Here is a 14,306-nt window from a genome sequence, read left to right as displayed (position 1 = left end):
CGTAGACTGCGGTACGCGCATCGCGCATTCCACAACCCTGATCGCTTTCCCGCCATGTTCACGCTGTCCAACGACCCCAACGCCTCCAAGGCCGATCAATACGCGACGCTCGTCGAGCAGGCACGCGCGCTCGTCGAGTCCGAACGCGACCTGACCTCGAACGCGGCCAACTTCTCCGCGCTGGTCTACCACTCGCTCGACCGTCTCAACTGGGCCGGCTTCTACTTCTTCGACGGGACGGAACTCGTGGTCGGGCCGTTCCAGGGCAAGCCGGCCTGCGTGCGGATCGCGCTCGGCAAGGGCGTGTGCGGCACGGCCGCGCAGACGCGCGAGACGCAGGTCGTGCGCGATGTGCATGACTTCCCCGGCCATATCGCGTGCGACGCCGCCTCGGAATCGGAAATCGTCGTGCCGCTGGTGGCCGCCGACGGCACGCTGATCGGCGTGTGGGACGTCGACAGCCCGGTCGCCGCGCGCTTCGACGACGAAGACCGCAAGGGGATGGAAGCGCTGTGCCGCGTGTTCGTCGAATCCGCGTGGCAGAAGGCACGCGGTTGAGGGGCGGCTAAGCCGCGCTCCGCCACCGAGCAGCTGGTCACCGCGTTCACGCGTAAATCGCGCCGCGCTTCGCGACCTCGAACGAAAACGAAACGGGCCCCGCAAAGGGGCCCGCTCCACTATGCCACCGCACCACCGTTCGTGGCGCACTGCAGGTATCAGGCGGCGTGCGTGCCCGACAACACCGGGAACGCCTGAGGCTTCGCGTCCTCGGTCAGCACCTCGAAGCCCGTTTCCGTCACGACGACCATGTGCTCCCATTGTGCCGACAGCGAATGGTCCTTCGTGACCACCGTCCAGCCGTCCGCCAGCATGCACGTGTCGCGCTTGCCCGCGTTGAGCATCGGCTCGATCGTGAAGATCATCCCCGGCCGGAGCGGCACGCCGGTGCCCGGGCGGCCGTAGTGCAGCACCTGCGGCTCGTCGTGATAGACGTCGCCGATGCCGTGCCCGCAGTACTCGCGAACCACGCTGAATCCTTCGCGATGCGCGACCTGCTGGATCGCGTAGCCGACGTCGCCGAGCGTCGCTCCCGGACGCACCGCGCGAATGCCCGCGTGCATCGCCTCATAGGTCGTCGCGACGAGGCGCCGCGCGAGTTCGTTCGGTTCGCCGACGAAATACATGCGGCTCGTATCGCCGAACCAGCCGTCCTTGATCACCGCGATGTCGAGGTTCACGATGTCGCCGTCGCGCAGCGGCCGCGACGTCGGAATGCCGTGGCACACGACATGATTGACCGACGCGCACACGGTCTTCGGATAGCCGTGATAGCCGATGTTCGCCGGGATCGCGCCGAGCACGTCGACGATGTAGTTGCGGCAGAGCACGTCCAGCTCGTCGGTGGTGACACCCGGCTTCACGTGCTCGGTGATCATCGTCAGCACCTGCGACGCGAGCTTCGCCGCTTCACGCGACTTGGCGATTTCCGCGGCGCCGCGGATCGGGATGTCTCGTTTCGCCATTACGCCACCTGCTCGATGCGGTGCTCGACCGGTTCCGCCGGCCCCGTCTCGCCGCCCCGTGCCTCGGCCTCGATCAGCATTCGGCAGATGTCGCCGTAGGACAGCGCCGGATTGAGTTCCGCCAGCATCCCGACGCGCAGCCAGTGTTCGGCCTGCGCATTGATCGAGCGGCTCAGCGCCGTGCTGGTCGAGCGCAGCCGCTCGTGCATGTGCTCGGAAATCTTGATGATGCCCATATATCCCCAATTAAACGAAACGTAGTCGAATCGTATATTACGCCGTGCACGACCGCCGAGCAAGCCGTTCGAATCGCGTCGCGCCGCTTGAGGTCGACCCCGTTGACATCGAATTCCAGTTTGCTGGAAAATAAATCCATCATGAAAGAATCAGCGACCGCCGTTGCCGACGACACCGGCATCAACGAACGCATCGCCCGGCGCGTACGCGACCTGCGCACCGAGCGAGGCTACACGCTCGATGCGCTGGCCGCGCGCTCCGGCGTCAGCCGTTCGATGATCTCGCTCATCGAACGCGCATCGGCCAGCCCGACGGCGGTCGTGCTCGACAAGCTCGCGGCCGGGCTCGGCGTGTCGCTGGCCGGCCTGTTCGGCGGCGATCAGGACGACACGCCCGTGCAGCCGCTGGCCCGCCGCGCGCAGCAGGCCGAATGGCGAGATCCGGCGTCCGGCTACGTGCGGCGCAACCTCTCCCCGGCCGGCTGGCCGTCGCCGATCCAGCTCGTCGAGGTGGATTTCCCGCCCGGTGCACGCGTCGCGTACGACAGCGGCGGGCGCGAAAGCGCGCTGCATCAGCAGGTGTGGGTCATCAGCGGCCGCGTCGACGTCACGTTCGGCGACGCGCTTCACGAACTTCACGAAGGTGACTGCCTGGCCATGCGGCTCGACCAGCCGCTGATTTTCAGCAATCCGTCGTCGCAGGCCGCGCGTTATGTCGTCGCGATCTGCGATGCGTCTGCCGCCGCCGGCGTGCGGAATCCCTGATGAATGCGTCGTCGCAGCCGCCGTGTGCGCGACTTACCTACTGCCCACAGGAGCCTCCATGAATTCCCCGAAACAGCGCGACGACGTGCGCCTGATCGATTGCAGCGAGGCCGAGCATGCGCCGGCCATCCTCGAGATCCTGAACGACGCGATCGCGAACTCGACCGCGCTGTACGACTACAAGCCGCGTCCGCCGGAAGCGATGGTCGCGTGGTTCGCGGCGAAGCGCGCGGGCGGCTTCCCGGTCATCGGCGCGGTCGATGCATCGGGCACCCTGCTGGGCTTTGCGAGCTGGGGCACGTTCCGCGCGTTTCCCGCCTTCAAGTACACGGTCGAACACAGTGTGTACGTGCATCGCGACCAGCGCGGCCGCGGGCTGGGCGAGGTGCTGCTGCGCGAAGTGGTCCGGCGCGCGCGCGAAGCGCAGGTGCACGTGGTGATCGGCTGTATCGATGCGACCAATGCGGGAAGCATCGCACTGCATACGAAACTGGGCTTCGTGCACTCGGGCACGATCACGCAGGCCGGCTTCAAGTTCGGCCGCTGGCTCGATGCGGCGTTCTATCAGCTGACGCTCGACACGCCGGCGCAGCCGGTGGATGGTTGAGCCGAATGATGTCGCGCACAACCCGTGTGCGCGACATGCTGCCGCTCGGCCGGACCGACAGCGGCGTTCACTTCGTTCGCACGCTGCCGGACCTTGGGCCCGCTATTTCCGCAAGAGCGGCGCAACGACGCGCTCGAGGCGCTCGGCAGTCCACGACGGTTGCGGATCGTCCCAGCCATTGTCGACGAGGAGCCCGTTCCGGTCGATCGTGAAGTTCACCGGGATCCGCCACATGCGCCCGTAGCCTCCGGCATAGGCACTACCCAACAGCCCCACCGGAAAGCTCAGGCCGGCCGCCACCTGCCGCACCTCCGCGAGGTTGTCTGCCCCGTCCAGGCTGAAGCCGAGCACGCGCAGGCCGTCCGCCGCATGGCGCGCGGCATACGCGGACAACAGCGGCAGTTCGGTCCGGCAGGGCTCGCACCATGTGGCCCAGAAGGTCAGGATGACGACATAACCTCGCCAATCCTCGCTGGCGATGCTTTGTCCGTCGAGCGTATGCAGGACGAGGCCGGGCGCCGGACGGCCGACCGTCAGACTGCCGGCCTGCGCCGCCGGCAGCCATCCGCCGACGCCGGCGCCCAGTGCAAGCCCTCCGGCCATGCGCAGCCAGTCGCGCCTCGCCCGGCGACGCCCGCTGCTTCGGCCAAAACCGTCAGAACGCATAGCTCGCCCCCACCGTGCCCGACCAGCGCGGAAACAGCTGATAGCCGCTGAGCCTGCTATACAGCGCCTTCTGGACGAACGCATAGACGTTCAGGTTCTTCACGACGTTCACCGTCACGCCGGGCGACAGATAAACGACCGTGCCGGCCGTGTTGCCGGTGTCGGCGAGCGCCCCCTGGTCCGAACTCTTGCGCGTCACGTTGACCTGGAGCTGCGGCACGATCCTCGGGTTCTCCTCGTAACGCAGGCCGACGCTGACCGTCGCCTGGTTACCGGGCCGGAAGTCCTCGCCGAGGCCGCGAAGATTCTCGACCACCGCAGCCTGGAATTGACCGTTGATGAACGCGTCGAAATTCTGGCTGATCGGCTGATAGTAGTACGCACCGACGATCAGATCGGTACTGCCCGTCCCGGGCTGCAGGCTCGTATCGAGGGCCTGGCCGTTCGCGCTGTTCGGGCCTGACGAGAAAAACACCGGGCTACGCCCGACGTTGGCGCCCGTCAGCACGTTCTGGCCGCCGTACTTTCCCGTCGGCAGCTTGACCCCCAGTTGCACGCCGAGATTGCGGGTCGGCAGGAAGCCCTGATAGCTGGCGATCAGCTTGATGTCGCCCAGCCCCTTGCTGGTGACGCCGCTCAGATTGTCGGGGGTGAGCTGGTCCGGCGTGGCATTCCCGTACGTCGAGTGGCCACGATCGACGAACGGCACGATCGCGCTGAAGTTCCACTTGGGATTCGGGCTGTAGCTGATGCCCAGGTTCCAGTAGCGGTTGATCGTCTGGTTCTCGACCTCCTGGCTGCCGCCTGCCGCATTGATCGCCGCCGGTACGACGTTCGAAACCGCATGCGTTCCGCTGCGCAACTGGTTCTGCGGGATGAAAGTGTAGTCCAGGCTGATACGCCAGCCCGGCATGGCCGAATACCCCGTCGCGGCATCCGTGCTCAGCGAGCAGCCACAGGTCGCGCAGGCGTGGGCGGCAACCGGCAGGGTCAAGCCCGTCAGACAGGCGAACGCGGCCAACGCCGCGTCGATGGTCTGCTTCGATTCGATTCGCATCTCGTTCCCCTCTCATGTCGTGTGCATGCACGCGCGTGATCCGCAACATGGCGGACGCGCGTGCGAGATGACCCGATTGCCGGCTCGTGGCCGCGGGCGTTTCACGCGCCGCGGGGGAGCCTGTCCGGATCAACTGCTGGAGTGACTACGTCAGAGGTAGAACGGCGAATCGCGGGGCCGGCCCGCGCTGGGGATATCCCGACGGACGAACGGGAAATAGGCCGGTGGATGTGCGACGGCATAGCCGGGAACCGCCAGCCATTGCGGCAAGGACGGTGACGGTGCAGCCGCATGATGCACGAGCAGGTCGCAATACCCGCAAGCCGCGAAATGGTCAGCGGCAAGGGCGTGATTGTCTGCGTCGGGCTGTCCATCGGCCGAACAGATCGATGCGACTGGCGCATTCTGGTCATGGGAGACCAGGCCATGGCTCACGAGCGGCGCAATGACGACGAGCAGCATGGCAAACATGCCAAGCCACGCTGCCAGACGATTGCGGGAACGTGCGGTCATGATGAGCGGCATCGGGACGGTGGCTGGATCTTAGCCGAAGCGAGCCGCGGCAACCGGACAATCGTCGTCGGCACGATGCGGCCCAGCCCTGGACGGTTCTCGTGACGGCGCGCGTTCGAAACCGGCCGCCGGGATCCGGCAGCCGGTTTCGATGACGATCGTGCTGCGGATCGATACGCGCGCACTGTCCGCTCGTCGATTTGACTTCATTGAACTGTCCCCCGCCTGGTCGATTGGCCAGGTGGCGCCGAAGTCGCATGGCGCGCGTTGAGCCTTTCGATTTCTGAATTCGATCATGCAAACGGCGTGCCATATGAAGCAAGCGCCCGCTGTCATTACACGTCAGGCGTATGCCAAAAAAAACGCCACCGTGTTGATCGCATGAAGTGTTTCAGACCTGCAACGCTGTCGTCGACATCGTGACGAACGTGTCGGGCACGACGCGTCATACGGACGTTCTTCCAAGCTGACGTCGAACGGATACGGCCACTTGCCTGCTTTGCGCGAGACACTCAATCGAAGTCGCGCAACACCATCGGTACGATGCGCGCTGTCGCAGACAATTTCGCGTACGACAGGTCATTCTGTCGCATCAAAGAATGCGTTCGTTTCAGCCTCGTAACGCATACGTGAATTTCGTTCCAGACGACTCATGTTCAATCCGCGCGTCGAACGTCGGACGCTTGGCGGTTGCAACGTCGGGGAGTCGGGGAAAGTGGCTCCGGGCGCAGAAAAAAGAAAAGCCCCGCCGAAGCGGGGCTTTATCTGGAGGCGCGAGCCGGAGTCGAACCGGCCTAAACGGCTTTGCAGGCCGCTGCATAACCGCTTTGCTATCGCGCCAAAAGCGGACTGTGCGAATGCCGTGAGGCAAGCGACAGATTTTTTATTCGAGGACGGAAAGTCCATCAAATAAAAAGGGAAGCGTGGCTTCCCCATTACTTGGAGCGGGAGACGAGTCTCGAACTCGCGACCTCAACCTTGGCAAGGTTGCGCTCTACCAACTGAGCTACTCCCGCATTGTCCTGCATCTGCAGCGCTTCGCCGACCAACACGCTGCCAGAAAAATCTGGAGCGGGAGACGAGTCTCGAACTCGCGACCTCAACCTTGGCAAGGTTGCGCTCTACCAACTGAGCTACTCCCGCATGTGTCCTGCATCTGCAGCGCTTTGCCGACCAACACGCTGCCAGAAAAAATCTGGAGCGGGAGACGAGTCTCGAACTCGCGACCTCAACCTTGGCAAGGTTGCGCTCTACCAACTGAGCTACTCCCGCGTATTGCTGCGTTACTGCTTCCCCGTCACACACTTACTTCGTCGTGCAGCGGAGAAGCGAGATTATGTCGAAGGCACATTCGTGTGTCAAGGGCTTTTCCAGCCCTTTTTCCAAAAACCTGCTCGACCGGACGCTTCACGCGCCGCCGCGCTCGCGAATCTGCGGCCACGCGAGCTTCATGTAGTACAGCATCGACCAGATCGTCAGCACCGCGGCGAGATACATCAGCCATTCACCCCACACGCGCGTGTCGATCGTCGCGACGCCGAGCGGCAGCGGCCCGTAGAACAGCAGCATCGGAATCGCGACCATCTGGCATGCCGTCTTGAACTTGCCGAGCTGGTTCACCGCGACGCTCTTCGACGCGCCGATCTGCGCCATCCACTCGCGCAGCGCCGAAATCGCGATCTCGCGGCCGACGATCACGAGTGCGATTGCCGCGTCGACCCGCGAAATCTGCACGAGGATCAGCAGCGCGGCCGTCACCATCAGCTTGTCCGCCACCGGATCGAGAAATGCACCGAACGACGACGTCTGGTTCCACTTGCGGGCCAGATAGCCGTCGAACCAGTCGGTCAGCGCCGCAAGAATGAAGATCGCCGCCGCCGCGAGATTGCGGTGCGCGCCGCCCATCACCGTGTCCGGCAGATAGAACACGCCGACGACGAGCGGAATCAGCACGATCCGTACCCACGTCAGGAAAATCGGGAAATTGAACGGCATGGCATGCGGGACAGTAAAGGATTCGCAATTGTGCCGTGTCGACCGGCCTGCCACAAGAACGGCGGCCGGCCGCACGGCCGCGTCAGTGAAGCTGCTTGTAGATCTGCTCGGCGAGCGCGTGCGAGATGCCCTCGACGCTCGCGAGTTCCTCGACGCTCGCGGCCACCACGCCGCGCAACCCGCCGAACCGCGCGAGCAGCCGCTGCCGGCGCTTCGCGCCGACGCCCTCGAGTTCCTCGAGCCGCGATGTCTGGCGCGCCTTCGCCCGCTTGGCACGCATGCCGGTGATCGCGAAACGGTGCGCCTCGTCGCGGATCTGCGCGACGAGCATGAGCGCGGCGCTTTCCTTGCCGAGTTCGAGCGGCGTGCGGCCGTCCGCGAACACGAGCGTCTCGAGGCCGACCTTGCGCCCCTCGCCTTTCGCGACGCCAACCAGCATCGACGTGTCGAGACCGAGCTCGGTGAACACCTGGCGCGCGATTTCGACCTGACCCTTGCCGCCGTCGATCAGCACGATGTTCGGCAGCAGGCTCGACGCCTCGGCCTGGCGCGTCGACTCGCCGTCGATGCCGGCCGCATCGTCGGCGGCAGCCGCCTGCGCGGCCTGCTCGACCATCTTCTCGTAGCGGCGCGTAAGCACCTGCCGCATCGCCGCGTAGTCGTCGCCGGGCGTGATCCCGGTGATGTTGTAGCGGCGGTATTCGCCCGACTGCATCTTGTGATGGTGGTAGACCACGCACGACGCCTGCGTCGCCTCGCCCATCGTGTGGCTGATGTCGAAGCATTCGATCCGCAGCGTCGCGAGATCGTCGCATTCGTAGCTGAGCGTCTCCGCGAGCGCGCGCGTGCGCGCCTGCTGCGAGCCCTGCTCGGACAGCAACCGCATGAGCGCGATCTGCGCATTCTGCTCGGCCATCGACAGCCACGCGCGCCGCTGCCCCTGCGGCTGCCGCACCAGCGACACCTTGTGGCCGGCCTGCTCGGACAGCAGCTCGAGCAGGTCGCGGCTCGCGGGCGCATGACTCACGACCAGCACCGGCGGCACGCGGTTGCCGAGATAGTGCTGCGCGATGAACGCGTCGAGCACTTCGGCCTCGACCGACGCCCCCGCGTCACCGCCCGTGCGGCCGGGTTCTTCCGCGGGCAGGTCCGGCAATGTATCGGCGGACGCATCGGCCGCCTCCGCCAGTTCGGACTCGTCGCCGATACCGCCCTCGGCGAGCGTCAGCGCGCTTTCGACGTGCGTCGGGAAATACGCCTTGTCGCCGAGATGCCGGCCGCCGCGCACCATCGCGAGGTTCACGCACACGCGCCCGCCTTGCGCGACGACGGCCAGGATGTCGACGTCGCTGTCGCTGCCGACCTCGATCGCCTGCTGGTGCAGCACCGTCGCGAGCGAGCTCATCTGGTTGCGCACGGCCGCCGCCTGCTCGAATTTCAGTTCGGCCGCGAACGCGTGCATCTTCTGCTCGAGTTCCTTCATCACTTCGGACTGCCGGCCGAGCAGGAAACGCGCGGCGTTCGATACGTCGATCGCGTAATCCTCGTCGGAGATCGCGCCGACGCACGGCGCCGTGCAGCGCCCGATCTGGTGCAGCAGGCACGGCCGCGTACGGTTGTTGAAGACCGAATCCTCGCAGGTGCGCAGCTGGAACACGCGCTGCAGGATCTGGATGCTCTCGCGCACGGCCCAGGCGCTCGGGAACGGCCCGAAATACTGGTTCTGCTTGTCGACCGAGCCGCGGTAGTAGGCCATCCGCGGAAAACGGTGCGCGGTGAGCTTCAGGTACGGATACGACTTGTCGTCGCGAAACAGGATGTTGTAGCGCGGCGCGAGCGCCTTGATCAGGTTGTTCTCGAGCAGCAGCGCCTCGGCCTCCGAGCGCGTGACGGTCGTCTCGATGCGCGCGATGCGCGTGACCATCATCGCGATGCGCGGCGACAGCTGCGTCTTCGTGAAATAGCTCGATACGCGCTTCTTCAGGTCGCGCGCCTTGCCGACATAGAGCACGGCGCCCGCCGTGTCGTAGTAGCGATAGACGCCCGGCATGTGCGGCAACTGCGCAAGGATCTTCTTCGGTTCGAACGGGGTATCGGAAGCTTCAGGGGATGTCATGCGTGATCCGGGCGCCTTGTAACGCGGAACGGGTCTATTAGAATCGCCAGTTTAGAGCATTCACCGGCCCGCTTCGATGCCCCGCACCACCGCTGCCCCCCGGCCCGCCGCGCCGCTCGCGCCGCGCGAACCGATCGCCTGCGACCTCTTCTGCACGGTGGTCGACAATTTCGGCGACATCGGCGTCTGCTGGCGCGTCGCGCGCCAGCTCGCGCACGAGCACGGCTGGCAGGTTCGCCTGTTCGTCGACGACCTGCGCACGTTCGCGCGCCTGCTGCCCGGGGTCGATCCCGACGCGGGGCGGCAGACGGTCGACGCGATCGTGATCGAGCACTGGCATGCGCAAGCCGGCGACGCGCTGGAGATCGCCGATGTCGTCATCGAAGCGTTTGCGTGCGAGCTGCCCGGCGCGTATCTCGCGGCGATGGCGCGGCGCGAACGGCGCCCGGTGTGGATCAACCTCGAATACCTGAGCGCCGAGGACTGGGTCGCCGATTTCCATCTGCGGCCGTCGCCGCATCCGCGCTACCCGCTGCTGAAGACGTTTTTCTTCCCCGGCCTGTCGGCCGGCACCGGCGGCGTCCCGAAGGAACACGACCTCGATGCGCGCCGCACGGCCTTCGACGCCGACGCGGCGGCGCGCGACGCCTGGTGGCAGCGCGCGACCGGCGGCGCACCGCCGGCCCCCGGCACGACGGTCGTCAGCCTGTTCGCGTACGAGAATCCGGCCGTCGACACGCTGCTCGCGCAGTGGCGCGACGGCCCGACACCGGTCGTCGCGCTCGTGCCGGCCGGCCGCGTGTCGCCTGCCGTTGCGCGTTTTTTCGGGGTCGAGTCGTTCGGCGCGGGCACGCATGCGCGCAGCGGCAACCTGACTGCCCACGGGCTCGCGTTCGTCCCCCAGGCCGAATTCGATCCGTTGCTGTGGGTGGCCGACCTCAATTTCGTGCGCGGCGAGGATTCGTTCGTCCGGGCGCAGTGGGCCTGCAAACCGTTCGTGTGGCACATCTACCCGCAGGCCGACGACGTCCACCTGCCGAAGCTCGACGCCGCGCTCGCGCACCTGTCGGCCGGCCTCGCCGACGCGCCGCGCGCGGCGCTCGAACGGTTCTGGCATGCATGGAACGGCGTCGGCACGCCCGACTGGGCCGATTTCTGGCAGCACCGCGCCGCACTGGACGCCAACGCGGCCCGCTGGGCCGATGCGCTCGCGGCCGTCGGCGATCTCGCCGGAAAGCTGGCGGAATACGCAAAATCTCAGTTAAAATAAGCGGTTATCCGACGGCTGACCAGGCAAGCGCTCGCTTTTGGCGTCCACCGGAACGCACCGCTTGCGCCGTCAGCCGTTGCGCAACGCTCAGGCACCTATTTATTTGATTTGATCAGGACAGTTTTTTATGAAAACCGCACAGGAACTCCGCGTAGGCAACGTCGTGCAGATCGGCAGCGACGCATGGGTCATCGCCAAGGCTGAATACAACAAGTCGGGCCGCAACTCCGCCGTCGTCAAGATGAAGATGAAGAACCTGCTGACGAACGCAGGCCAGGAAGCGGTCTACAAGGCTGACGACAAGTTCGACGTCGTCGTGCTCGACCGCAAGGAAGTGACGTACTCGTACTTCGCCGATCCGATGTACGTGTTCATGGACGCCGACTACAACCAGTTCGAAGTCGAAGCGGAAATGATGGGCGAAGCGCTGAACTACCTCGAAGACGGCATGGCTTGCGAAGTCGTGTTCTACAACGAGAAGGCAATCTCGGTCGAACTGCCGACGGTCCTGGTTCGCGAGATCACCTACACGGAACCGGCAGTCAAGGGTGACACGTCGTCGGGCAAGGTGCTGAAGAACGCCAAGCTCGCAACGGGCTTCGAACTGCAAGTGCCGCTGTTCTGCAACACCGGCGACAAGATCGAAATCGATACGCGTACGAACGAATACCGCAGCCGCGCGTAATCGCCAGCGATACCCGCATCGAACAAAGCGCCCTTCGGGGCGCTTTTTGTTTGTCCGGCGCCAACAACCGGGCGAGAGTCAGGCTCATGTAAAGCACAAAAGCCACCGGTAAAGATATTCAATTTGTATCATCGGTAACTGTTTTATAGCGCCGGAGAAATATTGCTCGTTACGCGTTCAGCGGGGCATAAAATCAGTTTTTAATCTGACATGCGGCTGCGGTCACGATGGCCGACAGCCCGCCTCTCTTGACTCGACTTGCGTCCACCATGCCACACGCCCTGATTGTCGAAGACGATCCCAACAGTCTGTCCGGCCTCACCGCGCTGCTCGCCGCGGACGGCTTCTCGGTCGACACGGCCACGTCGCTCGCAGAAGCGCGCACGGCGCTCGGCCGCTCGATTCCCGATGTCGTTCTGGTCGACTTGAACCTGCCGGACGGCAGCGGGTTCGACCTGCTCCAGCACCTGCCGCAGCAACAGCCGAACGGCTCGCTGCCCGTCATCGTGCTGACCGGCAATGCCACGGTCGAGAGCGCCATCGAGGGGCTGCGTCACGGCATCTGGGACTACCTGCTGAAGCCGATCAACATCCCGCGCCTGCGCAGCCTGCTCGCGCGGATCCCGCGTCCGTACGAACTGATCGACGAAGTGCAGTCGCTGCGCGCGTCGCTGCGCCATCTCGGCCGCTTCGGCGCGCTGGTCGGCCGCAGCGACGCGATGCAGCACGTGTACGACATGATCGAGCACAACGCGCGCACCGAAACGGCGGTGCTGTTCTCGGGCGAAGCCGGTACCGGCAAGAAGCTGGCGGCGCGCACGCTGCACGACCTGAGCCGGCGCCGCAAGGGGCCGTTCGTGTCGTTCGACTGCCGGACGATCGCACAGGCCGGCCGGCACGGTGCGTCGCTCGACAGCGTGCTGTTCGGCCATGAGCGCGGTGCGTTCGATGGCGCCGAGCGCCGCGAATCGGGCCTGTTCGAACAGGCCGGCGGCGGCACGCTGTTCCTCGACGAAATCACCGCACTACCGCTCGTGCTGCAGGAAGCGCTGCTGCATGCGCTCGATTCGCAGAACTTCATGCGGATCGGCGGCACGAGCTCGATCACGAGCGATTTCCGGCTGATCGCGACCACGCGCCGCCCGGCGCGCGAAGCGGTCGCGAACGGCACGCTGCGCGAGGATCTGTGGCTGCGCCTCGATGCGGCATCGATCACGATGCCGCCGCTGCGCGATCGCGACGGCGATGCGCTCGCGATCGCGGATGCGCTGATCGACGAACTGAATCGCGACGCGCGCGCAACCGGCCGCAGCACGACCGACAAGCGCACGGCGCCGGGCTTCGTCCGTGAATGCCTGTCCTACGAATGGCCGGGTAACGTGCGCGAGTTGCAGGAGCGCGTGCGCTTCGCGTACGACGCATCGGGCGATTTCATCGAGACGCTGCGCGCGGGCGAGCCGAGCTTCTCGGCCGGCGCCGCACTGAACGGCAGCAGCGTGCAGATCAAGGTCGGCACGCCGCTGTCCGACGTCGAGGATCTGCTGATCCGCGCGACGCTCGACGCCGTCGGCGGCACGCGCCACCGTGCGGCAACGCTGCTCGGCATCAGTCCGAAGACGCTGTACAACAAGCTGCAGCGGATGAAGGTGAACTGAGCAGGCGGCGATGCTTGGGGGCTCTGGTAGGGCTTGACCGTTAGTTGCACCAAAGCACACTGCGTCGACCTGCCTGACTCCAGAAGCTGCCGGGTTCGCACCGGCGGGAAGGCATGAAAAAGCCGCGCGATTGCGCGGCTTTCTGTTTTGGTAACCGGAATGGCGCGGATCGCGCCATCCCCTCCCCGCTCAGGCCAGTGCACTGTTCAACAGCGCCTGCGCCTGCAGATACTCGGGCTGCGCGATCAGCTTGTCCCATTTGAGCGCCTTGCTGCGCCCACGCATCCGCTTGATGCGTCGCACCGACTCGTCCGTGGCCCGCGCTTTCAGCCCGTTCAGCACGACCTCGGCCGCGTCCGGCTGGTTGCAGACGAGCACCATGTCGCAACCGGCCGCGAGTGCGGCGTCGGCCGCCTGCGTGAGCGTGCCGCCTTCGCGCGCGGCTTCCATCGACAGGTCGTCGCTGAAGATCGCGCCCGTGAAGCCGAGCCGTCCGCGCAGAATGTCCTGCAGCCACACGCGCGAGAAACCGGCCGGCCGCTTGTCGACCTGCGTGTAGATCACGTGCGCGGGAATCACCGCGGACAGCGACAAACCGAGCCAGTCGTACGGTGCGACGTCCTGCTTGAGGATCGCGTCGAGCGTACGGTCGTCGGTCGGCAGCGCGACGTGCGAGTCGGCCTCCGCGAAGCCGTGCCCCGGGAAATGCTTGCCGCAGTTCGCCATCCCGGCGAGCGACAGCCCGTGGTTCAGGCTCTTCGCGAGCAGCGTCACGACGCGCGGATCACGATGGAACGCGCGATCGCCGATCACTTTCGAGTGCCCGTAGTCGAGGTCGAGCACGGGCGTGAAGCTCATGTCGATGCCGCATGCACGCAGCTCGGCGGCCAGGATGTAGCCGACGGCCGTGGCGACCTTCGTCGCGAGCAGCACGTCGCGATCCCACAGCTCGCCCAGGCGGCGCATCGCGGGCAGCACCGTGAAGCCGTCGGTGCGGAAACGCTGCACGCGCCCGCCTTCGTGATCGACGGCGATCAGGATGTCTTCGCGCACCGCGCGGATCGAGTCGGTCAGCGCGGTCAGTTGCGCGCGGTTCTGGAAGTGCCGGGCGAACAGGATCACGCCGCCGGTATTCGGATGCGCGAGGCGCCGCGCATCGTCGCGCGACAGGGCCGTGCCGACGACGTCGAGCATGACCGGGCCGGGAGTCGTTTTCAT

General features: G+C 65.7%; 14 protein-coding genes and 4 tRNA genes. 6 read left to right on the top strand and 12 right to left on the bottom strand.

Annotated features, from left to right (window positions below; all coding sequences use genetic code 11):
- Nucleotides 1–54: 54 nt before the first annotated feature.
- Nucleotides 55–558: a GAF domain-containing protein gene (locus CFB43_RS05810; protein WP_089494390.1), complete on the top strand. Its 504-nt coding sequence runs from the start codon at nucleotides 55–57 to the stop codon at nucleotides 556–558.
- Between the two features lie 158 nt (nucleotides 559–716).
- On the opposite strand, the gene map is transcribed toward CFB43_RS05810, so the two are convergent.
- Together map and CFB43_RS05800 are read right to left on the bottom strand one after the other, a co-directional pair.
- The gene (gene map / locus CFB43_RS05805) at nucleotides 717–1,523 is read right to left on the bottom strand and encodes a type I methionyl aminopeptidase (RefSeq protein WP_089494389.1); all 807 of its coding nucleotides are present in this window, start codon (nucleotides 1,521–1,523) and stop codon (nucleotides 717–719) included.
- Nucleotides 1,523–1,759 (bottom strand): ParD-like family protein, encoded by a 237-nt coding sequence (locus tag CFB43_RS05800; protein ID WP_089439561.1) that lies wholly within the window; start codon nucleotides 1,757–1,759, stop codon nucleotides 1,523–1,525. Before CFB43_RS05800 ends, map begins: the two co-directional genes overlap by 1 nt.
- 141 nt (nucleotides 1,760–1,900) lie before the next feature.
- On the opposite strand from CFB43_RS05800, the gene CFB43_RS05795 reads away from it, so the two are divergent.
- Both CFB43_RS05795 and CFB43_RS05790 read left to right on the top strand, forming a co-directional pair.
- Entirely contained in the window at nucleotides 1,901–2,524 is a 624-nt protein-coding gene (locus tag CFB43_RS05795; protein ID WP_089494388.1) for a helix-turn-helix domain-containing protein, read from the top strand.
- Between the two features lie 58 nt (nucleotides 2,525–2,582).
- Entirely contained in the window at nucleotides 2,583–3,131 is a 549-nt protein-coding gene (locus tag CFB43_RS05790) for a GNAT family N-acetyltransferase (protein WP_089494387.1), read from the top strand.
- Between the two features lie 102 nt (nucleotides 3,132–3,233).
- Here the strand turns inward: CFB43_RS05790 and CFB43_RS05785 are convergent, their stop codons facing one another.
- The 9 genes from CFB43_RS05785 to uvrC form a co-directional block, all read right to left on the bottom strand.
- Nucleotides 3,234–3,797, bottom strand: a complete 564-nt coding sequence (locus CFB43_RS05785) for a TlpA disulfide reductase family protein (RefSeq protein ID WP_089494386.1) — start codon at nucleotides 3,795–3,797, stop codon at nucleotides 3,234–3,236.
- Complete coding sequence (locus CFB43_RS05780) at nucleotides 3,787–4,854, bottom strand: hypothetical protein (protein ID WP_089494385.1); 1,068 nt, start codon at nucleotides 4,852–4,854, stop codon at nucleotides 3,787–3,789. The genes CFB43_RS05785 and CFB43_RS05780 overlap by 11 nt, the downstream gene beginning before the upstream one ends.
- A gap of 150 nt (nucleotides 4,855–5,004) precedes the next feature.
- Nucleotides 5,005–5,367: a DUF2946 domain-containing protein gene (locus CFB43_RS05775; protein WP_179254798.1), complete on the bottom strand. Its 363-nt coding sequence runs from the start codon at nucleotides 5,365–5,367 to the stop codon at nucleotides 5,005–5,007.
- Between the two features lie 766 nt (nucleotides 5,368–6,133).
- Nucleotides 6,134–6,207: transfer RNA gene (locus CFB43_RS05770), tRNA-Cys, on the bottom strand.
- A gap of 100 nt (nucleotides 6,208–6,307) precedes the next feature.
- Nucleotides 6,308–6,383: transfer RNA gene (locus CFB43_RS05765), tRNA-Gly, on the bottom strand.
- Nucleotides 6,384–6,434: 51 nt separating this feature from the next.
- A tRNA-Gly gene (locus CFB43_RS05760) sits at nucleotides 6,435–6,510 on the bottom strand.
- A gap of 53 nt (nucleotides 6,511–6,563) precedes the next feature.
- A tRNA-Gly gene (locus CFB43_RS05755) sits at nucleotides 6,564–6,639 on the bottom strand.
- A 135-nt stretch (nucleotides 6,640–6,774) separates the two neighbouring features.
- Nucleotides 6,775–7,362, bottom strand: a complete 588-nt coding sequence (gene pgsA / locus CFB43_RS05750) for a CDP-diacylglycerol--glycerol-3-phosphate 3-phosphatidyltransferase (RefSeq protein WP_011351424.1) — start codon at nucleotides 7,360–7,362, stop codon at nucleotides 6,775–6,777.
- Nucleotides 7,363–7,444: 82 nt separating this feature from the next.
- Nucleotides 7,445–9,478, bottom strand: a complete 2,034-nt coding sequence (uvrC, locus tag CFB43_RS05745; RefSeq protein ID WP_089494383.1) for an excinuclease ABC subunit UvrC — start codon at nucleotides 9,476–9,478, stop codon at nucleotides 7,445–7,447.
- A gap of 76 nt (nucleotides 9,479–9,554) precedes the next feature.
- On the opposite strand from uvrC, the gene earP reads away from it, so the two are divergent.
- From earP to CFB43_RS05730, 3 genes are all read left to right on the top strand, one after another.
- Nucleotides 9,555–10,748 (top strand): elongation factor P maturation arginine rhamnosyltransferase EarP, encoded by a 1,194-nt coding sequence (earP, locus tag CFB43_RS05740; RefSeq protein WP_089494382.1) that lies wholly within the window; start codon nucleotides 9,555–9,557, stop codon nucleotides 10,746–10,748.
- Between the two features lie 127 nt (nucleotides 10,749–10,875).
- On the top strand, nucleotides 10,876–11,433 hold the full coding sequence (gene efp, locus CFB43_RS05735) for an elongation factor P (protein WP_011351421.1): 558 nt from the start codon (nucleotides 10,876–10,878) through the stop codon (nucleotides 11,431–11,433).
- 269 nt (nucleotides 11,434–11,702) lie between these two features.
- Entirely contained in the window at nucleotides 11,703–13,088 is a 1,386-nt protein-coding gene (locus CFB43_RS05730) for a sigma-54-dependent transcriptional regulator (protein ID WP_089494381.1), read from the top strand.
- A 189-nt stretch (nucleotides 13,089–13,277) separates the two neighbouring features.
- Here the strand turns inward: CFB43_RS05730 and nagZ are convergent, their stop codons facing one another.
- On the bottom strand, nucleotides 13,278–14,306 hold the full coding sequence (gene nagZ / locus CFB43_RS05725) for a beta-N-acetylhexosaminidase (protein WP_089494380.1): 1,029 nt from the start codon (nucleotides 14,304–14,306) through the stop codon (nucleotides 13,278–13,280).

The organism is Burkholderia sp. AU15512, assembly GCF_002223325.1.
GTDB lineage: Bacteria > Pseudomonadota > Gammaproteobacteria > Burkholderiales > Burkholderiaceae > Burkholderia.
The sequence above is the reverse complement of the archived record's forward strand: the minus strand, read 5'-3'. Positions and strand labels throughout refer to the sequence as shown.

Coding starts and splice junctions, on each gene's coding strand:
- CFB43_RS05800 (WP_089439561.1), bottom strand. CDS start 1,759: ATGGGCATCATCAAGATTTCCGAGCACATGCACGAGCGGCTGCGCTCG.
- earP (WP_089494382.1), top strand. CDS start 9,555: ATGCCCCGCACCACCGCTGCCCCCCGGCCCGCCGCGCCGCTCGCGCCG.
- CFB43_RS05730 (WP_089494381.1), top strand. CDS start 11,703: ATGCCACACGCCCTGATTGTCGAAGACGATCCCAACAGTCTGTCCGGC.
- nagZ (WP_089494380.1), bottom strand. CDS start 14,306: ATGAAAACGACTCCCGGCCCGGTCATGCTCGACGTCGTCGGCACGGCC.
- efp (WP_011351421.1), top strand. CDS start 10,876: ATGAAAACCGCACAGGAACTCCGCGTAGGCAACGTCGTGCAGATCGGC.
- CFB43_RS05775 (WP_179254798.1), bottom strand. CDS start 5,367: ATGACCGCACGTTCCCGCAATCGTCTGGCAGCGTGGCTTGGCATGTTT.
- CFB43_RS05780 (WP_089494385.1), bottom strand. CDS start 4,854: ATGCGAATCGAATCGAAGCAGACCATCGACGCGGCGTTGGCCGCGTTC.
- uvrC (WP_089494383.1), bottom strand. CDS start 9,478: ATGACATCCCCTGAAGCTTCCGATACCCCGTTCGAACCGAAGAAGATC.
- pgsA (WP_011351424.1), bottom strand. CDS start 7,362: ATGCCGTTCAATTTCCCGATTTTCCTGACGTGGGTACGGATCGTGCTG.
- map (WP_089494389.1), bottom strand. CDS start 1,523: ATGGCGAAACGAGACATCCCGATCCGCGGCGCCGCGGAAATCGCCAAG.
- CFB43_RS05790 (WP_089494387.1), top strand. CDS start 2,583: ATGAATTCCCCGAAACAGCGCGACGACGTGCGCCTGATCGATTGCAGC.
- CFB43_RS05785 (WP_089494386.1), bottom strand. CDS start 3,797: ATGCGTTCTGACGGTTTTGGCCGAAGCAGCGGGCGTCGCCGGGCGAGG.
- CFB43_RS05810 (WP_089494390.1), top strand. CDS start 55: ATGTTCACGCTGTCCAACGACCCCAACGCCTCCAAGGCCGATCAATAC.
- CFB43_RS05795 (WP_089494388.1), top strand. CDS start 1,901: ATGAAAGAATCAGCGACCGCCGTTGCCGACGACACCGGCATCAACGAA.